Annotated in this window: 23 protein-coding genes; 12 read left to right on the forward strand and 11 right to left on the reverse strand. The window is 54.1% G+C overall.

Annotated elements, in window-relative coordinates; all coding sequences use genetic code 11:
• Positions 1-139: 139 nt before the first annotated feature.
• From Q4A85_RS07355 to leuC, 4 genes are read right to left on the reverse strand one after another with little or no spacing between them, the layout of a single operon-like run.
• Positions 140-604 carry a YbjQ family protein gene (locus Q4A85_RS07355; protein WP_303109025.1) on the reverse strand — a complete coding sequence of 155 codons (465 nt, stop codon included), beginning with the start codon at positions 602-604 and terminating at the stop codon, positions 140-142.
• A gap of 9 nt (positions 605-613) precedes the next feature.
• Positions 614-928: a YbjQ family protein gene (locus Q4A85_RS07360; RefSeq protein ID WP_303109027.1), complete on the reverse strand. Its 315-nt coding sequence runs from the start codon at positions 926-928 to the stop codon at positions 614-616.
• Between the two features lie 54 nt (positions 929-982).
• A complete protein-coding gene (locus Q4A85_RS07365) occupies positions 983-1,264 on the reverse strand; it encodes a hypothetical protein (protein WP_303109029.1) in 282 nt (93 codons plus the stop codon).
• Between the two features lie 9 nt (positions 1,265-1,273).
• Positions 1,274-2,680, reverse strand: a complete 1,407-nt coding sequence (gene leuC, locus Q4A85_RS07370) for a 3-isopropylmalate dehydratase large subunit (RefSeq protein WP_303109030.1) — start codon at positions 2,678-2,680, stop codon at positions 1,274-1,276.
• A 492-nt stretch (positions 2,681-3,172) separates the two neighbouring features.
• On the opposite strand from leuC, the gene Q4A85_RS07375 reads away from it, so the two are divergent.
• Positions 3,173-3,328, forward strand: coding sequence for a hypothetical protein (locus Q4A85_RS07375; RefSeq protein WP_303109031.1), 156 nt, complete (start codon positions 3,173-3,175; stop codon positions 3,326-3,328).
• Here Q4A85_RS07375 and Q4A85_RS07380 read toward each other — a convergent pair.
• The 4 genes from Q4A85_RS07380 to Q4A85_RS07395 all read right to left on the reverse strand — a co-directional run bounded on the left by Q4A85_RS07380 (position 3,313) and on the right by Q4A85_RS07395 (position 6,039).
• A complete protein-coding gene (locus tag Q4A85_RS07380; protein WP_303109032.1) occupies positions 3,313-3,891 on the reverse strand; it encodes a hypothetical protein in 579 nt (192 codons plus the stop codon). The genes Q4A85_RS07375 and Q4A85_RS07380 overlap by 16 nt on opposite strands.
• A 2-nt stretch (positions 3,892-3,893) precedes the next feature.
• On the reverse strand, positions 3,894-4,220 hold the full coding sequence (locus tag Q4A85_RS07385; protein ID WP_303109034.1) for a hypothetical protein: 327 nt from the start codon (positions 4,218-4,220) through the stop codon (positions 3,894-3,896).
• Positions 4,221-4,582: 362 nt separating this feature from the next.
• Complete coding sequence (locus Q4A85_RS07390) at positions 4,583-4,792, reverse strand: SEL1-like repeat protein (protein ID WP_303109036.1); 210 nt, start codon at positions 4,790-4,792, stop codon at positions 4,583-4,585.
• A 269-nt stretch (positions 4,793-5,061) separates the two neighbouring features.
• Positions 5,062-6,039, reverse strand: coding sequence for an RluA family pseudouridine synthase (locus Q4A85_RS07395; RefSeq protein ID WP_303109038.1), 978 nt, complete (start codon positions 6,037-6,039; stop codon positions 5,062-5,064).
• A 534-nt stretch (positions 6,040-6,573) separates the two neighbouring features.
• Here Q4A85_RS07395 and Q4A85_RS07400 point away from each other — a divergent pair.
• From Q4A85_RS07400 to kdsA, 4 genes are all read left to right on the forward strand, one after another.
• Positions 6,574-9,297 (forward strand): Rne/Rng family ribonuclease, encoded by a 2,724-nt coding sequence (locus Q4A85_RS07400; RefSeq protein ID WP_303109040.1) that lies wholly within the window; start codon positions 6,574-6,576, stop codon positions 9,295-9,297.
• Between the two features lie 384 nt (positions 9,298-9,681).
• Positions 9,682-10,170: an adenylyltransferase/cytidyltransferase family protein gene (locus Q4A85_RS07405; RefSeq protein WP_303109042.1), complete on the forward strand. Its 489-nt coding sequence runs from the start codon at positions 9,682-9,684 to the stop codon at positions 10,168-10,170.
• 341 nt (positions 10,171-10,511) lie between these two features.
• Positions 10,512-11,012: a YbhB/YbcL family Raf kinase inhibitor-like protein gene (locus Q4A85_RS07410; RefSeq protein WP_303109044.1), complete on the forward strand. Its 501-nt coding sequence runs from the start codon at positions 10,512-10,514 to the stop codon at positions 11,010-11,012.
• Between the two features lie 49 nt (positions 11,013-11,061).
• Positions 11,062-11,901: a 3-deoxy-8-phosphooctulonate synthase gene (gene kdsA / locus Q4A85_RS07415; protein ID WP_303109046.1), complete on the forward strand. Its 840-nt coding sequence runs from the start codon at positions 11,062-11,064 to the stop codon at positions 11,899-11,901.
• A 34-nt stretch (positions 11,902-11,935) separates the two neighbouring features.
• Here kdsA and Q4A85_RS07420 read toward each other — a convergent pair whose 3' ends face one another.
• Positions 11,936-12,094 (reverse strand): hypothetical protein, encoded by a 159-nt coding sequence (locus Q4A85_RS07420; protein ID WP_303109048.1) that lies wholly within the window; start codon positions 12,092-12,094, stop codon positions 11,936-11,938.
• Between the two features lie 132 nt (positions 12,095-12,226).
• On the opposite strand from Q4A85_RS07420, the gene Q4A85_RS07425 reads away from it, so the two are divergent.
• The 4 genes from Q4A85_RS07425 (at position 12,227) to lptA (ending at position 14,120) form a co-directional block, all read left to right on the forward strand.
• Positions 12,227-12,391: a hypothetical protein gene (locus Q4A85_RS07425; RefSeq protein WP_303109050.1), complete on the forward strand. Its 165-nt coding sequence runs from the start codon at positions 12,227-12,229 to the stop codon at positions 12,389-12,391.
• Between the two features lie 112 nt (positions 12,392-12,503).
• Positions 12,504-13,043 (forward strand): HAD family hydrolase, encoded by a 540-nt coding sequence (locus Q4A85_RS07430; RefSeq protein ID WP_303109052.1) that lies wholly within the window; start codon positions 12,504-12,506, stop codon positions 13,041-13,043.
• A complete protein-coding gene (lptC, locus tag Q4A85_RS07435) occupies positions 13,040-13,615 on the forward strand; it encodes an LPS export ABC transporter periplasmic protein LptC (protein ID WP_303109054.1) in 576 nt (191 codons plus the stop codon). Before Q4A85_RS07430 ends, lptC begins: the two co-directional genes overlap by 4 nt.
• A complete protein-coding gene (lptA, locus tag Q4A85_RS07440) occupies positions 13,596-14,120 on the forward strand; it encodes a lipopolysaccharide transport periplasmic protein LptA (RefSeq protein WP_303109055.1) in 525 nt (174 codons plus the stop codon). The genes lptC and lptA overlap by 20 nt, the downstream gene beginning before the upstream one ends.
• A gap of 118 nt (positions 14,121-14,238) precedes the next feature.
• On the opposite strand, the gene Q4A85_RS07445 is transcribed toward lptA, so the two are convergent.
• A complete protein-coding gene (locus Q4A85_RS07445; protein WP_303109057.1) occupies positions 14,239-14,394 on the reverse strand; it encodes a hypothetical protein in 156 nt (51 codons plus the stop codon).
• Positions 14,395-14,469: 75 nt separating this feature from the next.
• Here Q4A85_RS07445 and lptB point away from each other — a divergent pair, with 75 nt between their 5' ends.
• The 3 genes from lptB to raiA all read left to right on the forward strand — a co-directional run bounded on the left by lptB (position 14,470) and on the right by raiA (position 16,935).
• Complete coding sequence (lptB, locus tag Q4A85_RS07450; protein ID WP_303109059.1) at positions 14,470-15,201, forward strand: LPS export ABC transporter ATP-binding protein; 732 nt, start codon at positions 14,470-14,472, stop codon at positions 15,199-15,201.
• Positions 15,202-15,212: 11 nt separating this feature from the next.
• On the forward strand, positions 15,213-16,574 hold the full coding sequence (gene rpoN / locus Q4A85_RS07455; protein WP_303109061.1) for an RNA polymerase factor sigma-54: 1,362 nt from the start codon (positions 15,213-15,215) through the stop codon (positions 16,572-16,574).
• Positions 16,575-16,641: 67 nt separating this feature from the next.
• Positions 16,642-16,935, forward strand: a complete 294-nt coding sequence (raiA, locus tag Q4A85_RS07460; RefSeq protein ID WP_303109063.1) for a ribosome-associated translation inhibitor RaiA — start codon at positions 16,642-16,644, stop codon at positions 16,933-16,935.
• 127 nt (positions 16,936-17,062) lie between these two features.
• Here the strand turns inward: raiA and dnaG are convergent, their stop codons facing one another.
• Entirely contained in the window at positions 17,063-18,847 is a 1,785-nt protein-coding gene (gene dnaG, locus Q4A85_RS07465) for a DNA primase (RefSeq protein ID WP_303109066.1), read from the reverse strand.
• Between the last annotated feature and the right edge of the window lie 87 nt (positions 18,848-18,934).

The following is an 18,934-nucleotide window of genomic DNA, read 5'->3' on the forward strand; positions in this document are numbered from 1 at the left end:
ATTTTAAAACAATTGGTAAGAAGTAATTTATCCTAGTTATCTAGGACAGCCCCAAGATTTATATGCTTCACTTATACCCAAATCAAAGATTTGGGCAAAGGGGCAAGGCTGCCTATTTATACACGATGCGCGTCTTGCCTTACCGCTTCATCTTACCTGCCGTGCCGTAAGCCAGCACTTCCACCGTGCCGACTGTGCCGCCCTGCTGGCGCGCGTGTATGTTGTCCAGCGACACGGTGTCAAATTTCATATTGAACACGATGTCTGCGCCGATGGCTTCGGCTTCGGCTTTCATGCGCAGGATGGCTTCGCGGCGGGCGCGGTCTAGCAGCGTTTCGTAGCTGCGGATGTTGCCGCCGAAAAAGTTGCGAAAGCCTGCCAGCATGCGGGTGAAATAATTGCTGGAAATCACCACGCTGCCGCGCACCAGTTCTTGCGTAACAAAGTTTTCGGGCGGGCGTTTGAGCGGCACCAACATGATGTTGTGCAACGCTTCTTCGCGTTCAAGAATGCTGGCGTAGTGCTTTTTTTCGTTACGGTTGCCAACAAAAAAGGCGATGATAAGCAGGATGGCGGTGAATATAAGACCGATTAAAACATCCATGTCGCGCTCCTATTCCAGCACGACTGCTGTGCCGTAGGAGAAGATTTCGGCTGCGCCTGCGGCAACGGACGATGCGGAAAAGCGCACGTTCAACACGGCGTTGGCACCTGCTTGGCGGGCTTGCTCCATCATGCGGTCTAGGGCTTGGTCGCGCGATTCGTTGAGCAGCTCGGTATAGCCTTTGAGCTCGCCGCCAACAAGGTTTTTCGGCCCTGCCATAAAGTCGCGCCCAACGTGTTTGGCGCGGACGGTTGAGCCTTGCACCAAGCCTAAATGTTTCACGATGCGGCGGTTGGGGATGGTTTCTAGGTTGCTTAACAGCATGGGGGTCTCCTGTTTGAGTGGGTTGGGAAAAGGGGAACTGCGTGAGCCGATATTTTATGCGATGGCGCGCTTTTGCGGGACAAGGCAGCCTGAAAACGGGCAAAGTGCGGGATTGCGCAGCGAAAATGAGACAGGAGTGGTGGAGTGGGGCGGCGCAACAAAGGATTGGGGATGGTTTTGAGCAGCGTTGAACTTCGTTTCAGGCTGCCTTGGATGTGGCGCAAGGCTGTTTTGCGTTTTGCTGTTGGCAAGAATAGGCAGCCTGAAAACGAGTAAAGCGCGTTTCTGCGAAGTTGAAACCACTAGGCAGCCTGAAACGGCATTCAGCGCAGCCAAAACCATTCATCACATTGTGCGCACGTCCACAAAATGCCCCGCCACCGCTGCCGCTGCCGCCATCGCGGGGCTGACCAAATGCGTGCGCCCGCCGTTGCCTTGTCGCCCTTCAAAATTGCGGTTGGATGTGGATGCGCAGCGTTGTTGCGGCTGCAAGCGGTCGGCATTCATGGCGAGACACATGGAGCACCCCGGTTCGCGCCATTCAAAGCCCGCGTCCATAAAAATTTTGTCCAAGCCTTCGGCTTCGGCTTGGCGTTTCACCAAGCCCGACCCTGGCACGATTAACACGCGCTGCACGTTGTCGGCTTTTTTGCGCCCTTTGGCGATGGCGGCGGCTTCGCGCAAATCTTCAATGCGACTGTTGGTGCATGAGCCGATGAACACAATGTCCACGGGGATTTCGGTGAGCGGCGTGCCTGCGGTTAAGCCCATGTATTCTAGGGCGCGTTCCATGCCGCTGCGTTTGACTGCGTCGGCTTCATCGGCGGGGTTGGGCACTTTGCCGTTCACGTCCAACACCATTTCGGGCGATGTGCCCCATGTGATTTGCGGCTCAATATCGGCAGCCTGAAAACGGTAAACCTTGTCAAACGCTGCGCCTTCGTCTGATACCAAGGTTTTCCAATAGGCGACGGCTTTGTCCCAATCCGCGCCTTTGGGGGCGAAGGGGCGGTCTTTCACATAATCAATCGTGGTGTCGTCCACCGCCACCATGCCGCTGCGCGCGCCCGCTTCAATCGCCATGTTGCACAGCGTCATGCGCCCTTCCATGCTCAGGCTGCGGATGGCTTCGCCGCCAAATTCAATCGCGTAGCCCGTGCCGCCTGCTGTGCCAATTTGTCCAATAATATACAACGCCACGTCTTTGGCGGTTACACCCGTTTTCAGGCTGCCTGAAACTTCAATCAGCATGGATTTGGACTTTTTGGCGGTAATGCATTGCGTTGCCATCGTGTGTTCCACTTCGCTTGTGCCAATGCCGTGCGCCAATGCGCCAAACGCACCGTGCGTGCTGGTGTGCGAATCGCCGCAGACCACGGTCATTCCCGGCAGCGTTGCGCCTTGCTCGGGTCCCATCACATGCACAATGCCTTGCCCTTTGTCCATAAACGGAAAATAGGCCAGCGCGCCAAATTCTTTGATGTTTTTGTCCAAAGTGTCCACTTGCAGCTTGGAAATCGGGTCTTGAATGCCCTGATCCCAATCGCCAGTGGGCGTGTTGTGGTCTGCGGTGGACACCACGCTGTCTATGCGCCACAGCTTGCGGTTCGCCATTTTCAAGCCTTCAAAGGCTTGCGGGCTGGTTACTTCGTGCACCAGATGGCGGTCAATATACAGCAGCACTGTGCCGTCTTCTTCTTCGCGCACAACGTGGCTGTTCCAAAGTTTGTCGTATAGGGTTTGCGGGGTCATGGTTTGTGTCTTTCTTGAATGGTTGAAATGATAAAACGGAGTGTATTTTAGACTTTTTGGATAGTTATTTCAACTATTAAATTGAAATTGTTGGATTGTGATTATTATTTTTGGACAAATTGTCTTATTTGTTTTATATGGATTTGTGGATTGAATGTGTGGGATGAGCTGTTGGCGAACAAACCAAGGCAGCCTGAAAACGAGATTTAGCAAAATTCAAAGGACATTGCTTGTGCTTCGGTTAATGTTGCTGATGGATGAGCCTTTGCGCCTTATCGCGGCGCGGACAATGAATACAGGTTCAAAGCAAAAGAAAGGCGACCCCGACGTGCAGGTTTGGCTGCGCCAAACTTCCCTCACTGCGCATCCTTTCGGCGCGTGCGAACTAGCCGCACTTCGTGCGCCGTCGAACAAGCGCACGCTTTTTCCCGAAAAAAGGATGCTTCGTTCGGCTGGACGTAGGGGAATAGGCAGTAGCATCAACCCAATGCGATGAGATTAGGCAGCCTGAAACCTTTGCAAAACCCTAAAAACAGCCTACTCCAATCCCCCAACAAAAAAACCATTTGCCGCAAGACAAAATGGTTTTGTTTTTCAGGCTGCCTTTGGGGCGTGCACACGTTTCAGGCTGTCTATTGCCGCGCCTGAATTGCTTCCAGCAGCTTCAACGCATTGGTATTCAGCTCTTGCGCATCCAGCCAGCCGCTGGATACAAACATCAACAAAAACACAAACAGCAGCAGCGAAGAAACCAGCCAATACACCAAATAAGCCCCCGCCACGCGCAAAGGACGCTGCCCGCTTATCGCCACCGCGCCCGCAAACTGCGCCCAAAAACACCAAGTGTTCCACAAGCCCACCCACGAGCGCGTTTCAGGGTAGGGCAGCGCAAACAGCGTGGGAATTACCAAGGCTTCGGTTGCCAACACATAGCCCCAAAACGGCACACGCTCGCCATCGCTCGCCCGCAACATATCCCAAAACACGCGCGTCAGCACCAAAAAGCGCGTAACCGCCGTCAAAAAACCAAAAGCAATCGCCGCATCGCTCGCGCCCAAAAACGGCTTCAATGCCACCGCGTTCACCACGCCCACCGCTGCCCACACCAATACAAACACAGGCAACCCATACGCATAAAACCGCGCAGGGCGAAAACGCAAAATTGCCGCCGTGCCCGCCTGCCGCACCAATAACCACAAATTCATATTCATTTTCAGGCTGCCTTAATCGTGCGCACAGCCGCAACCGCAGCCATGCGCGTGGGGGGGGCATCGGCATTGGCGGTATCATCCGCCAGCAAGGCTTCATAATCGCCGCTTTCAATCAGGCTAACCAATTCCACCAAACTTTCCGCGCCTTCCACCCAATCGCAAGGCTCATCGGCAGGCAAATCGGGAGGCAACACGGCAGCGATTTCAGGCTGCCATGCAATCCAATAACCATTGGCGGTGTGGTAAAACTGCGCGCTGGGCAGAAGCGGCGTGGCTGCACTTTCGTTGATACGCGCGGCGATTGCGGCGGGATAGGGGTGGGGTGTCATGGGAAATCCTTGTTGATTGGGGTGTTTTAGGCATTAGGCAGCCTGAAACCTTTGCAAAGCCCCTAACAGCAGCCTGAAAAATAAGAAATGCCGTCATTCCCGCGTAGGCGGGAATCTTGTTTGATATTCAAAAATCTGTGTAGAAACAAGCTATTGTGTAAATTTAACCAAGATTCCCGCCTACGCGGAAATGACGGAGAATTGACTATTTCTTGTGGCGTTTTTAGGTTTTGCAAAGGTTTCAGCCTGAAAATAAAAGGGCGGATTATAGTGGCAAATGGGAGCGGTGTTGTAGGTGGTTACGCATAAGGCAGCCTGAAAACCATTTTTTGGGTTTTCAGGCTGCCTAAATGGAAAAGCGGTTAGCGAACACCTTTGTTTTTTAATTCTTGCAAACTCTTGCGGGCTTTTGCCTTGGCTTCGGCATTCTCTGGCGTATCAGGCTGCGCCAGCACTTTTTGATACCATGCTTTGGCTTGTTGATAATTTTGCGCTACGCCAAAACCATTTTGATACATAAAGCCCAAATTGTTTTGCGCCAGAGCATCGCCTTGTTGTGCCAGCGGCTGCAATAATTTAAAGGCTTGGGCGTAATCACCTGATTGATAAGCTGTTACCGCCTGTTGAAGCTGAGTAGCATTATCCGCCCCGCGGGCATAGCCACAGCCAAAACCAACGCCGCCAACACCCCATTCAACAGTTTAAAAATCTTGCGTAAATCAAACATCATTGTCTCTCCAAATTCAAAATTAAACGGCATACAGCCGCCATTGAGCTAAATCACATTTCAGCCAGGCATCCAAAGACAGCCTGAAAGTTGGGTTTTGTGTTTTCAGGCTGCCTATTCCCCCGCTTCCAACCGCGCCAAAAACGCCCCCAACTCTGCAGGCAACCCCGCCACTAAATCCATCATTTCCCCCGACAACGGATGCGCCAACACCAGCCGATGCGCGTGCAAAAACATTCGCTTCAAGCCCAGCTTTTGCAGCCGCTTGTTCGCCTGATAATCGCCATAGCGTTCATCGCCCGCAATCGGGCAGCCGCTCGCCTGCATATGCACGCGAATTTGATGCGTGCGCCCCGTTTTCAGCGTCGCTTCCACAAGGCTCAACGCCGAAATGCCCACCGAATGCGTTAGGCAGCCTGAAAACGTGTCCAGCAGGCGAAAAATCGTGTGCGCCGACTGCCCCTCATCGCCCACGCGCACCATCTTCTCGCCAGCCGCGCCCGTGTATTTTACCAGCGGCAGCCGCACATGGCGGTTTTCAGGCTGCCACGCGCCCACGCCCAGCGCAAGGTAAACCTTTTTCGGGTGGTCGTTGCGCAGCATCTCATGCAGCTTCACCAACGCGCTGCGCTTTTTCGCAATCATCAGCAAGCCGCTGGTGTCCTTGTCCAGCCGATGCACCAGCTCCAAATATTTCGCTTCGGGGCGCGATTGGCGCAGCTGCTCAATCACGCCAAAGCTCACGCCGCTGCCGCCATGCACCGCGATGCTGCTGGGCTTGTTGATGACCAACAGCGCATCGTCTTCAAAAATAATTTCAAATTCGCGCGGCGGCGCAGTTTTCAGGCTGCCTGAAACGCTTTTTTCCGCCACGCGAATCGGCGGAATGCGAATATGGTCGCCATCTGCCACGCGATAATCGGGCTTGGCGCGGCGTTTGTTTACGCGCACTTCGCCCGCGCGAATAATGCGCTGAATATGGCTCTTGGGAATGCCTTTTAAAATTTTAATCAAATAGTTATCAAGGCGTTGCCCCGCTTCATGCTCGGCGATGCGGATATGATTGACTATTTCTTTGCTAAACGATGCCATTTTCTCTATAATCCGAAACTTGTTTTGGGCGGTTTCAGGCTGCCTAAAACGCCCTTTTCAGCGCATACGGCTTTGAAATAAAAGATGAATGAAACCAAACACATCGGCAGCCTGAAAATTGAATTGATTGCATACAAAGCCGTAGCCGCCCATTTTACAAAATAACGCACTTTGACGTTTCACTTTATTGGCAAACAGCCTAACCAATAAACCCAATAATCAAGTTGAACCCTAAGCCATAAGCCCGAAGACGACGGCTAACCCATTTTCTATTTGTTGCAACACAAATCAACACCCGCTCCAACCCAGCAAACCCAAGCTTTTCTATTGTTGGCATCACGAGCAGCAGCAAATCATCCCAAGGCAGCCTGAAAATCTCGTTACCCGCGATTTCAACCGCGCCGCCATCCCAGTTCTTTAATATCGCTCTTCACGCCCACACGCCGCACCGTATCGTTTTGTTTACGGCAGCACGCGGCAGGGCGGTTCAAAACTGATTATCTCAAAGTGCCCATTCATAAGGTACTGAAAAAAATGAAAAGAATGCTATTTAACGCCCGCCAAGCAGAAGAATTGCGCGTGGCGATTGTGGACGGTCAAACCCTGATTGACCTAGACATTGAAACGCTCGGCAAAGAGCAACGCAAAGGCAATATTTACACAGGCACCATCACCCGCATTGAGCCATCGCTGGAAGCCTGCTTTGTGGATTACGGCATGGACAGACACGGCTTTTTGCCGTTTAAAGAAGTCTCCCGCGCCTATTTTCAAGACTACGAAGGTGGCAAAGTGCGCATTCAAGACGTGCTCAAAGAAGGCATGCAAGTGATTGTGCAAGTGGAAAAAGACGAGCGCGGCAACAAAGGCGCGGCACTGACCACCTACATCAGCCTAGCAGGGCGTTATCTGGTGTTGATGCCCAACAACCCGCGTGGCGGTGGCGTATCGCGCCGCATTGAAGGCGAAGAGCGCGCCGAGTTAAAAGAAGCGATGGCGCAGCTAGACGTGCCGCACGGCATGAGCCTGATTGCCCGCACCGCAGGCATTGGGCGCACCGCCGAAGAATTGGCTTGGGATTTCAATTATTTATTGCAACTTTGGCGCGCCATTGAAGAAGCCGCCGCCGCCCATCCCGAGCCTTATTTGCTGTTTATGGAAAGCTCGCTGGTGATTCGCGCCATCCGCGATTATTTCCGCCCTGACGTCGGCGAAATTTTGGTGGACAACCCCGAAGTTTACGAGCAAGTGTCTGAATTCATGAGCTATGTGATGCCCAATAATTTAGGCAGGCTGAAACTGTATGACGACCATATTCCGCTGTTTTCGCGCTTGCAAATTGAGCAACAAATTGAAACCGTGTTCTCGCGCGAAGTAACGCTGCCCAGCGGCGGCGCGATTGTGATTGACCACACCGAAGCCTTGGTGTCGGTGGACGTGAACTCCGCCCGCTCCACACGCGGCGCAGACATCGAAGAAACCGCATTCCGCACCAACATGGAAGCGGCAGAAGAAGTTGCCCGCCAAATGCGCCTGCGCGACTTGGGCGGCTTGGTGGTGATTGACTTCATTGACATGGAAGACGCGAAGCACCAGCGCGAAGTGGAAAACACGCTTAAAGACGCGCTCAAACGCGACCGCGCCCGCGTGCAAATGGGCAAATTGTCCAAATTTGGCTTGCTGGAATTGTCGCGCCAACGCTTGCAACCCGCGCTGGCAGAATCCAGCCACATCGCTTGCCCACGCTGCGCGGGCACAGGCGTGATTCGCAGCATTGAATCCACTGCGCTACACGTTTTGCGCCTGATTCAAGATGCGGCGATGAAAGAAAACACGGGTGAAGTGCACGCGCAAGTGCCTGTTGATGTGGCGACGTTTTTGCTCAACGAAAAACGCGCCGAGCTGTTTGGCATGGAAGAGCGGCTGGATGTGTCGGTGTTCCTGATTCCCAATCCGCATTTAGAAAACCCGCATTACGAGATTTCGCGCATTCGCGTGGACGATTTGGACGACAACGCCGCGCCCAGCTACAAGCGCGTAACGCAGCCTGAAAGCAGCGAAACCGTGCCGTTTGCCAACAAAAAAGGCGAAAAAGCCACGCGCCCCGAGCCTGCGGTGAAAGGCGTGCATCACGCTTCGCCGCCGCCCGTGGTGGCAAGCAGCAGCCAATCTTGGTGGGAGAGCTTTAAAGGCTGGCTGAAAAAACTGTTTGGCGGCGGCGCAAGCGAACCTGCCGCGCCTGCGAAAAAATCATCCAGCCGCAACGAACGCAGCGGCGGCACAAGCAACAAACGCAGTAACCGCCGCAATAAACGCCGCGAAAACAACGCCGAAAAAGCCGACAACAGCAATGCGGGCGACAGCAGCAACGGCGAACGCAAAAATTCGCGCAATCGCAATAATGCTAACAACGCCAATGCCAACGCAGAAAACGCCGCCGCGCAAACCTTGATGCAGCCTGAAAACGCTGCCAAAGCGGAAAAAGAACCGCGCAACAGCCGCAACAAGGGCGAGCAGCGCAACCGCAATCAAACAAACGCCAACCAAGCGGCGGATGCAGCAGCAGACAACAGCGTTGCCAACGTTGCCCAAGTTGCCGAAGCACAAGGGCAGCCTGAAAAAGAGAGCGGCAAAAAATCCAGCCGCAACCGCAAGCAAAAACCTGTGGTGGTGCGCTTGGGCGATGATGGGCGCAGCGAAAGCCCCGACAACGCGCGTGAAAACAAACGCCGTCGCCGTCCGCAAAAACAAAACGATGGCGAAGCCGTGCGCGTAACCGTTGCACCTGCGCCTGATTCGGTTGCCGCGCTTGCCCAGCGCGTGCGCGATGCCGTGGCGCACGTTTTGGCGATTGAAGCGGGCGAAGTGCCGCCCAGCCACGCATCTGCGGATGAAGTAGGCAGCCTGAAAACCGAAGTGGCGGTGGAAACCGTTGCAACAACTGCCCAAGTGGAACAGGCGCAAGCGGCGGTGTTACAAGGCAGCCTGAAAGCCGAACAGGGCGACGAAACGCAAGCCGACACGGCTGCGCCCGCCATCGCCCCAGCAGCGGAAACTGCGCCCGCTGCGCCACAGTTTAATCTTGCCGAAATCGTTGCCGCATCGGGCTTGCAGTTTGTGGAAACCGATGCCGCCGCGCTGAAAGCCGCCGCCGAGCGCGTGCAACCCGAGATGGAACCCCGTTTGCGCCGCAGCGATGTGCCGCGCGTGGAAGCGGTGACTGCGCCTGCGGAGATGGTGCAAGTGGAAACGATTAAATAGTGAACACAGAAACCGCGTTGCTGGGATGGCAGCGCGGTTTTGTTTGGGCAGGATGAAAATGGGTTTTTGCTTTTGGCAACGCTCAAAGGCAGCCTGAAACCTTTGCACCTCCACAGCGGCAGCCTGAAAAATAAGAAATGCCATCATTCCCGCGTTTATGCCCGAACGGGTAAAGGCGGGAATCTGGTTTAATATTCAAAAATCGCCTTAAAAACAATTTATTGCATAAATCCAACCAAGATTCCCACCTGTACCCGTTCGGGCATAAACGCGGGAATGACGGAGAATTAACTATTTCTTGCTTTATTTTAGGTTTTGCAAAGGTTTCAGGCTGCCTAAACCCCGTTCTCCCGCTAAAATACGCCTTTTTACCAAGGACAAAACATGACCGATTACGCCCCGCCTAGCTTTGAGCAAAAAATTATCCCGCCCGAGCAGCTTGCCGCCGCGCTGGCGCAACTGCCGCGCCCGCTGGTGTTTACCAACGGCTGCTTTGACATTCTGCATCGCGGGCACGTTACCTATCTTGCCCAAGCCCGTGCGCTGGGCGCAAGCATGGTGTTGGCGTTGAACACCGATGCTTCGGTGCGGCGGCTGGGCAAGGGCGATGACCGCCCCATCAATGCGCTGGCAAACCGCGCTGCGGTGGTGGCGGCGTTGGAAAGCGTGAGCGTGGTAACGTGGTTTGATGACGACACGCCCGCCGCGCTGATTGAAGCCATTCAGCCCGATGTGTTGGTGAAAGGCGGCGATTGGCAGCCTGAAAACATTGTGGGCGCGGCGCAAACGTTGGCGCGGGGCGGCAGCGTGCATGCCATTCCGTTTTTGCATCAAACGTCCACCACGCAAACGCTGGCGAAAATTCGCGGCTAGTGGTTTGATGCTTTTCAGGCTGCCTATTGCCTATGCCGTAGCGCAGTCTCAAAGGCAGCCTGAAACGCCGTTAAACACAGCACAGGCATTATGCAAACGTTGTCAAACGGATAAAAATTTAAGCGATAGGGTTACACCACTTTTCAGGCTGCCTATTTGCCTACGCCATCGCAGCCCCAAAAGCAGCCTTATCCATTTGTCCAAATCTTATGATTTGGGTATAAGTAAGCATCTAAATCTTTGATTTAGCTATGAGAACTTATGCAGAGCTAAATGGTTATACCGAAGCGCAACACGCAAGGTTGAAACCCCCATCCACCCCAGCCCCAAGGAGACCCACCATGCAAGTTCATACCCCCGCCATAGAAAACGGCGTATTCCACGACCGCTTTGGCAAACGCGGCAGCGATTTCAGCCCCAACGGTATTATGCCCAGCCGCTCCATCCCATTTAGCATCAGCGATGCGCCCGCGGGCACGCAATCCTACGCCGTGGTGCTGGACGACAAAGACGCAGTTACCGCCGCAGGCTTTGTGTGGATACATTGGCTTATCGCCGATTTAACCGCCACCAGCGTGCCCGAAAACGACAGCATCACCGCGCAAGGCTACACGCAAGGCGCAAATTCGTGGGCAAGCGTGTTAGGCGAATTAAGCATCGCCGAAGCCAGCGCATACGGCGGCATGGCACCGCCCAACTGCCCGCATCGCTACGACTTAACCGTGTACGCGCTAGACACCCAGCTCAACCTGCCGCAAGGCTTTCGCTACAACGATTTGCACTACGCCATGCAAGGGCACATTCTCGCCACCGCCAGCGTAACAGGCACATACAGCGATTAGGCAGCCTGAAAACGGCTTCAAGCGCAAAACCCAACCCAAAGGACACCCCATGCTTTCCCACCACAACATCACCCTAAACAACCAAGCCCCGTTTGTACTCTTTGGCGGCATCAACGTGCTAGAAGACCTAACCAGCACGCTGCACGCCGCCGAACACTACATCCAAGTAACGCAAAAACTCGGCATCCCCTTCATCTTCAAAGCATCGTTTGACAAAGCCAACCGCTCGTCCATCCACTCCTATCGCGGCGTAGGGCTAGACGAAGGCCTGCGCATCTTCGCCAAAGTCAAACAAGAATTCGGCTGCCCCATCATCACCGATGTGCACGAGCCGCACCAATGCGCTCCCGTTGCCGAAGTATGCGACATCTTGCAACTGCCCGCCTTTCTCGCCCGCCAAACCGACTTGGTAACCGCCATGGCAAAAACAGAGCGCGTCATCAACGTCAAAAAACCCCAATTTCTCAGCCCCAGCCAAATGAAAAACATCGTGGAAAAATTCCACGAAGCAGGCAACGATAAAGTCATCCTATGCGAACGCGGCGCACAATTTGGCTACGACAATCTGGTGGTAGATATGCTCGGCTTTGGCGTAATGAAAAAAACCTGCCACAACCTACCGATTATTTTTGACGTAACCCACTCGCTGCAACAGCGCGAAAGCGGCGCAGCCGCATCAGGCGGACGGCGCAGCCAAGTGCTAGACCTTGCGCTGGCCGGCATGGCAACAGGCTTGGCAGGCTTGTTTTTAGAAAGCCACGCCAACCCCAGCCAAGCCAAATGCGACGGCGCATCCGCCCTGCCGCTCGCCCAGTTGGAAGACTTCCTTGCGCGCGTGAAAGCCGTGGACGACGTGGTCAAATCGTTTGCGCCGATGGAGATTGCGTAGCGCAGCGGCGCGTGGTTGCTTCGTTTTATGCGTTTCAGGCTGCCTTGTGAGCATGATTAGGCAGCCTGAAAGCGCAAATAGCGGATTGGTTTAGGTTTTGCCACGCAAATTGCCCCAACCATTGATGCAGCCTGAAACAGAACATGGCGTATCGCCGCCATACCCACTCTTTCCATTGCCGTAGCGCAAACATTTCAGGCTGCCTTTAAGCATCGCAAAGGCAGCCTGAAAACAAGATACACAATAGAACAGCAAAGCAAAACCGTTTGGTATTACGCCAAACGGTTTTGCTTTGCGGGATAGATTGGTTTTCAGACTGAAACCTTTGCAAAACCACAATGGCAGCCTGAAACCTAAAATGGAGCGGCGACGGCTCGTCGCCAAATGGTTTATTAAACAGCGCATGGCTGATTTACCAAGATGTCGGCGAGCCGCCGACGCTCCATCGGTTACAGGTTTGGCAAAAATTTCAGGCTGCCTACCCCATTAAAAGCAGCCTAAAAACTTTACCTTTCCCCATCAACGTTTGGCATAAAAAATGCTTATTCGCGCCCCAATCTGTTAGAATAAGCCCATCCCCCATTTTCAGGCTGCCCCCAACCATGTTTGCCCCCCTTTCCCCCGAACGCCAACAACGCCTACACGACATCAAACTGCTGATTCTAGACGTAGACGGCGTGCTCACCAGCGCACAACTCTTCATCGGCAGCAACGGCGAAATCATCAAAGCATTCAACACACTAGACGGGCACGGCATCAAAATGCTGCACGGCACAGGCGTGCAAACCGCCATCATCACCGCCCGCAACGACCCCGCCGTTGCCCACCGCGCCGCCCAACTGGGCATCACCCACTACCTACACGGCGTAGAAAAAAAACAGCAAGCCTTTGCCCAACTCTGCGCCCAAATCAAAATCCCACCGCGCCATTGCGCCTTTATGGGCGACGACGTGATAGACCTGCCCGTGATGACCCGCTGCGGCTTCCCCATCGCCGTTGCCAACGCCCACGATTTCGTTAAAGAACACGCGCTGTATATCACCCAAAAAAGCGGCGGCTTTGGCGCGGTGCGCGAAGTAACCGACCTGATAATGCACGCCCAAAACACCCTAAACGCCGCCCTAGCTGAGTACACCAAATGAGCCGATTTCGCAGCCTAATCTTCCCCCTTGCGCTCGCCCTGATTTTGGGCGGCTTAACCGCGTGGCTCGGGCGCGTGAGCGAAGTGGTGATTGAAGCCGTGAAGCTAGACCCCGCCAAACCGCAATACACCATGACGCAAATCCACGGCAAACGCTACGACATCGCAGGCAGCCTGAATCAAGACCTAACCGCCCCGCTCGCATGGCAGTTGCCCGACCAAAAAAACGTGTATTTTCAACAGCCCACGCTGAAAACCTACCGCGAAAACAACGAGCAATACACCGTATCCAGCCAAACCGCCCGCTACGAAATTGAAAGCAAAAAAGTCTTTTTTGAACAAAACGTCGTGCTCACCAAAACCCCCGATGCCGAACGCCCCGCAGGCAAAGTGGTAACCGATTATTTAAACGTGGACACCCAAACCGAAATCGCCGAAACCGATGCCCCCGTGCAATACGAATACGGACGCTCGCACGGCACAGCCACAGGCTTAACCTACGACAACAAAAACGGCTTGCTCAACCTAAAATCCAAAGTGAAAGCGCAAATCTATGACATCAAACGCCCTTAAAACCCTTCTTGCCGCCGCGCTCGCCTTAGGCAGCCTGAACGCCCACGCGCTAGAAAGCGACCGCCAGCAGCCCATTTCCATTGATGCCGACCAAGGCTCGCTGGACCAAAAAAACCAAGTAACCGTGTTCACAGGCAACGTCATCATCACACAAGGCACGCTCAATATGCGCGCCAACGCCGTGCGCGTGGTGAAAGACCCAAACGGCAACCAAACCATGAACGCGCAAGGCAACCCCGTTTACTTCCGCCAAGAATTAGACAACAACAAAGGCATTGCCGAAGGCTGGGGCGATAGAGCCGAATACGTCTCCGCCAACCACACCGTTAAACTGGTGGGCAACGCCAAAGTGCGCCGTGGCGGCGACGTTGCCACAGGCAACGCCATCAGCTACAACACGCAAACCGAGGTGTACACCGTGCTGGGCGGCAACGCCACAGGCAGCAAAAACAACCCGCGCGTGCATATCGTTATCCAGCCCACTACCAAAGCGGATAAGAAATAAGCATAGGCAGCCTGAAAACGAGTTAGGCGCGTTAAGCGAAACGAAAACGATTGCCACAAAATACGTTTTCAGGCTGCCTTAATCAGTAGGGTGTGTGGCTTTGCCGCGCACCATGAAATCATTGATGATGCCCTAAAAAGTATGCTGCACTGCTGTTCTCTCCCCCGCCAGCGGAAGAAGGAATAGATGGCAGAATTTCTAATCTATGCGCCTTGTCATCAACAGCAATAAAATCAGCATACTTTTTAGGACACATCCAAATCATTTCTCCCAACTATGCTTTCAGGCTGCCTTAGCCATCGCCTATCATCCAAAGGCAGCCAGAAAACCCCACAACCGAGCCAAAGCCATGCCCCAAACCGCCCATCTCCACGTATCAGGTTTACAAAAATCCTTCAAAAAACGCCAAGTGGTCAAAAACTTCTCGCTAGACATCCAAAGCGGCGAAGTCATCGGCTTGCTCGGCCCCAACGGCGCAGGCAAAACCACCAGCTTCTACATGATAGTCGGGCTGATTGCCGCCGATGCAGGCAGTATCACGCTCAACGGCGAAGAACTGCGCCACAGCCCCATCCACCAACGCGCCCAAGCAGGCATCGGCTATTTGCCACAAGAAGCATCCATCTTCCGCAAAATGACGGTGGAACAAAACATCCGCGCCATCCTAGAAATCCGCCTGCGCGATAAACACCAAATTGACACCCAGCTTAACAAGCTACTCGCCGACCTAAACATAGAACGCTTGCGCCACAGCCCCGCGCCCGCGCTATCAGGGGGCGAACGCCGCCGCGTAGAAATCGCCCGCGTGCTGGCGGTGCAACCGCGCTTTATCCTGCTGGATGAACCCTTTGCCGGCGTTGACCCCATCGCCGTGATAGACATCCAAAAAATCATAGAATTTCTCAAACAACGCGGCATCGGCGTGCTCATCACCGACCACAACGTGCGCGAAACCCTACGCATTTGCGACCGCGCCTACATCATCAGCGATGGCACCGTGCTCGCCACAGGCAAACCCGAAGAATTGGTAAACAACGAACAAGTCCGCGCCGTGTATCTAGGCGAAAACTTTGATTACTAACAACAAAAATTATGAGCAGCACCAACATCCAACTCAAACTCAGGCAAACCCAGCAACTTAGCCAAAATATGCAGCAATCGCTGCGCGTTTTGCAAATGTCGGGCATTGAAATTGAACGCGAAGTAGAAGACTGGCTCGCCGACAATCCCCTGCTAGACCGCATAGAGCAGCCTGAAAAAACCTACGAACCCCCCAACACCACCGTAGAAATCGCCAAACGCGGCATCAGCTTAGATGATGACGACAGCAGCGCATGGGAAAACCTTGCCCAAGAAGAAACGCTTAACGCCTATCTGCATAAACAAGTTACCGAACACCCGCTCACCCCATCCGAAGCCGCCCGCGTGCATATTTTGATTGATTTTTTGGACGACAAAGGCTATCTCACCGAATCCATAGAAGAAATCATTGAACACACCCCGCTGGAATGGATGCTAGAAGAAGACGACATGGAAATCGCGCTGGAACACCTACGCGCGTTTGACCCCGCAGGCATCGCCACCCCCGATTTATCCCAATCGCTGCTTTATCAGCTAGACCGTCTCCCCCTTTCAGACGCACGCCGTTGCGCCGCGCAAATCATCACGCGCCATCTTGACCAAATCACCCAAAACATGCCCAAAAATCTCAACCGATTCAGCAAATTATTGCCCGGATACAACGAAACCATCCTGCGCGACGCACTGGAAATCATCACCAACCTGCGCCCCTATCCATCCTACGGCTTTGCCAGCGAAGAACCCACCCAATACGTTCGCCCCGATGTATTCGTGCAAAAAAACGAGCAAGGCGAGTGGTACGCCGTCAGCAACGAAGAATCGCTGCCACAAATCAAAATCAACGCCGAAATCACCGAAGCCCTGCAAGAAGAACCCAACCTAGACCCCGTTTGGCGCGAAAAAATCAACGACGCAAAACAAAAAATAGATATGTTGCAACAGCGCAAAAGCACAATTCTGCGCGTTGCCGAATACATCCTTGCCCATCAGCAAGATTTTTTCTATTTTGGCGAAATTGGGCTAGTGCCCATGCTGCTCAAAGATTGCGCCAAGCATCTGGAATTGGCGGAATCCACCATATCCCGCGCGGTGAGCAATAAGTATCTTGCCTGCCCGCAAGGTTTATTTGCGCTGCGCTATTTTTTCAGTCAAAATGCCGCCATCAACGACAGCGAAACAGGGCACGCCATCAGTGCCAACGCTATCAAATCGGTGATTGCGCAAATCGTTGAACATGAAGATAAAACCAAGCCACACAGCGATTGCTCCTTGCATCGCCTGCTGCAACAACAAGGCATCAACATCGCGCGGCGCACCGTTGCCAAATACCGCGAGCAGCTGGGCATCCCCACCGTGCAACAACGCCGCGAATAGTTTTCTTTGCACCTGAAACCCGTTTTCAGGCTGCCTTTTCTAACCACTCTGTATAAGGAGTTGCATTATGAATCTGAAAATCACTGGTCTCAATTTTGATGTTACCGAAGCCATCAAAGCGCGGGTAACCGAGAAATTAGAACGCATTGCGCGCCACACCGGTGGCATGATTTCGGCAACGATTACGCTTTCGGTGGAAAAAGTGCAAAGCAAAGCCGCCGCGCAAGTGCATTTGGCGGGCAAGGATTTTCACATTGAAGCATTGGAAAATGACGACAATATGTATGCGGCAATTGACAATATGGCGGATAAACTAGACCGCGCGTTGCTGCAATATAAAGAAAAAGCGCAAAATCGTTGATGATGGCGCGTTGAAAAAGACCGAGTGATTGAGTTCATTCGGTCTTTTTTGGTTTCAGGCTGCTTTTGGGTGGTTGAGGCAGCCTGAAAACGTGGTTTGGCATTTTCAGGCTGCCTAACCCCGCCCATCACTTAATCGCCAGCAGTTGCGCTATCAGCAGGGATAGGCGTTTGCGTTCGTCTGGGGTGGTTTCAGGCTGCATTAGGCGGTGTTTGAGTTGGGCGATTTGGTTGTTTTTGAGTTCGGTGATGAGCTTGGCAATGCCGTCTTGGAACTCTTGTTGTTTTTCTGCGCTGTTGTCTTCTAGCTCTTCTTCGTGTTGCAGGGCGTGGCGGAAGATGTGGTCTATGGTGGCGGCGAAGGGGGTGGCGCGGAAGTGTTCTATGGCTTGGGCGGCGGTCATGTTGGGGTGGCTGCGGTAGCTGTGGGCTAGGGCGAGCAGGCAGGCGAAATCGCCTTGGGCGGGCAGGTAGTCGGGGATGGCGACGTGTTCTGCCCATTGGGGGTTGAGCAGCAGGGTGCGGATTTGGCGTTGCACAAGGGTGGTGGTTTCAGGCTGCCTGAAACTTTCGCGCGGCAGGGCGTAGCGTTTGGCGGTAACGTGGCGTTGCGGCGCGGCTTGCCCCATTAGGTAGGCGAGATTGGTGGGGTCTATGCCTGTTTGTTCGCTGAGATTTTGTTTGAGCAGGTAGGCAAGGGTGGGGGCTTGGCTGATTTGGGCGAGATGCGGCGCGGCGCGTTTGACCAGCTCGGCTTTACCTTCTTGGCTGGCTAGGTCTAAATCGGTGGTGAGCGCGTCCCAAAAGTATTGCGACAGCGGGCGGCTTTGGTGCAGCAGGGCTTCTTCAAAGCGGGATTTGCCAAATTGGCGCACGAAGCTGTCGGGGTCGTGTTCGGCGGGCAGGAAGAGAAAATGCAGGCTTTTGCCGTCTTTGAGCTGGGGCAGGGCGTTTTCTAGCGCGCGCCATGCGGCTTTTTGCCCTGCTGCGTCGCCGTCAAAGCAGAAATAGATGTTGTCGGTTTGGCGAAACAGGATTTTGATGTGTTCGGCGGTGGTGGCGGTGCCCAGCGCGGCAACGGCGTATCCGATGCCGTATTGGGCAAGGGCGACGGTGTCCATGTAGCCTTCCACCACAAGGATGCGCCCTGCGTCTTTGATGGCTTGTCGGGCTTCGTATAGCCCGTATAGGTTTTTGCCTTTGTCAAACAGCGGGGTGTCGGGGGAGTTTAGGTATTTGGGTTTGCTCTCGTCTAACACGCGCCCGCCAAAGCCGATGATGCTGCCTGAAATGTTGCGGATGGGGAACATCAGGCGGTGGCGGAAGCGGTCGTATTGCTTGCCGTCTTGGTCTATCACCATGCCGCTGGCGATGAGTTCGCCGTTGGGATAGGGCTGGAACACTTGGGCGAGCAGTGTCCAGCCGTCTGGGGCGTAGCCGATGCCGTAGTGGGCGATGATTTCGGGTGATAAGCCGCGTTGGGCAGCATAGGCTTGGGCGGCGGCGGAAAGCGGCAGTTGTTGCGCGTAAAAGGTGGCGGCGGCTTGCACGGTAGATTCCAGCGTTTGCTGCTGTTGCTTGCGGGCGGCGCGTTCGGCGGCGTTTTCAGGCTGTGTGCTGCTGTCGTGTGGCACGCTCATGCCCACGCGGTCGGCAAGGTTTTGCACGGCTTCGCGGAAGCTCAACCCTTGGTGTTCCATGATGAAGCCGATGGCAGAGCCGTGCGCGCCGCAGCCGAAGCAGTGGTAGAACTGTTTGCTGGGGCTCACGGAAAAGCTGGGGGATTTTTCTTTGTGAAATGGGCAGCACGCCATGTAGTTTGCGCCGCTTTTTTTCAGCGGGACGTAGTGGTCGATGATGTCCACGATGTCGGTTTTGGCGAGCAGGTCGTCGATAAAGCTGGATGGAATCATGGGCGATGGTGTTTTCAGGCTAAAACTTTTGCAAAACCTAAAACGCAACCGGAAATAGTCAATTCCCCGTCATTCCCGCGTAGGCGG

The sequence above is a fragment of the Kingella sp. (in: b-proteobacteria) genome (assembly GCF_030527935.1).
In the GTDB taxonomy this organism is placed as follows: domain Bacteria; phylum Pseudomonadota; class Gammaproteobacteria; order Burkholderiales; family Neisseriaceae; genus Kingella_B.

Coding starts and splice junctions, on each gene's coding strand:
- Q4A85_RS07355 (WP_303109025.1), bottom strand. CDS start 604: ATGGATGTTTTAATCGGTCTTATATTCACCGCCATCCTGCTTATCATC.
- Q4A85_RS07360 (WP_303109027.1), bottom strand. CDS start 928: ATGCTGTTAAGCAACCTAGAAACCATCCCCAACCGCCGCATCGTGAAA.
- leuC (WP_303109030.1), bottom strand. CDS start 2,680: ATGACCCCGCAAACCCTATACGACAAACTTTGGAACAGCCACGTTGTG.
- Q4A85_RS07375 (WP_303109031.1), top strand. CDS start 3,173: ATGAGATTAGGCAGCCTGAAACCTTTGCAAAACCCTAAAAACAGCCTA.
- Q4A85_RS07380 (WP_303109032.1), bottom strand. CDS start 3,891: ATGAATATGAATTTGTGGTTATTGGTGCGGCAGGCGGGCACGGCGGCA.
- Q4A85_RS07385 (WP_303109034.1), bottom strand. CDS start 4,220: ATGACACCCCACCCCTATCCCGCCGCAATCGCCGCGCGTATCAACGAA.
- Q4A85_RS07395 (WP_303109038.1), bottom strand. CDS start 6,039: ATGGCATCGTTTAGCAAAGAAATAGTCAATCATATCCGCATCGCCGAG.
- Q4A85_RS07400 (WP_303109040.1), top strand. CDS start 6,574: ATGAAAAGAATGCTATTTAACGCCCGCCAAGCAGAAGAATTGCGCGTG.
- Q4A85_RS07405 (WP_303109042.1), top strand. CDS start 9,682: ATGACCGATTACGCCCCGCCTAGCTTTGAGCAAAAAATTATCCCGCCC.
- Q4A85_RS07410 (WP_303109044.1), top strand. CDS start 10,512: ATGCAAGTTCATACCCCCGCCATAGAAAACGGCGTATTCCACGACCGC.
- kdsA (WP_303109046.1), top strand. CDS start 11,062: ATGCTTTCCCACCACAACATCACCCTAAACAACCAAGCCCCGTTTGTA.
- Q4A85_RS07420 (WP_303109048.1), bottom strand. CDS start 12,094: ATGTTTGCGCTACGGCAATGGAAAGAGTGGGTATGGCGGCGATACGCC.
- Q4A85_RS07430 (WP_303109052.1), top strand. CDS start 12,504: ATGTTTGCCCCCCTTTCCCCCGAACGCCAACAACGCCTACACGACATC.
- lptC (WP_303109054.1), top strand. CDS start 13,040: ATGAGCCGATTTCGCAGCCTAATCTTCCCCCTTGCGCTCGCCCTGATT.
- lptA (WP_303109055.1), top strand. CDS start 13,596: ATGACATCAAACGCCCTTAAAACCCTTCTTGCCGCCGCGCTCGCCTTA.
- lptB (WP_303109059.1), top strand. CDS start 14,470: ATGCCCCAAACCGCCCATCTCCACGTATCAGGTTTACAAAAATCCTTC.
- rpoN (WP_303109061.1), top strand. CDS start 15,213: ATGAGCAGCACCAACATCCAACTCAAACTCAGGCAAACCCAGCAACTT.
- raiA (WP_303109063.1), top strand. CDS start 16,642: ATGAATCTGAAAATCACTGGTCTCAATTTTGATGTTACCGAAGCCATC.
- dnaG (WP_303109066.1), bottom strand. CDS start 18,847: ATGATTCCATCCAGCTTTATCGACGACCTGCTCGCCAAAACCGACATC.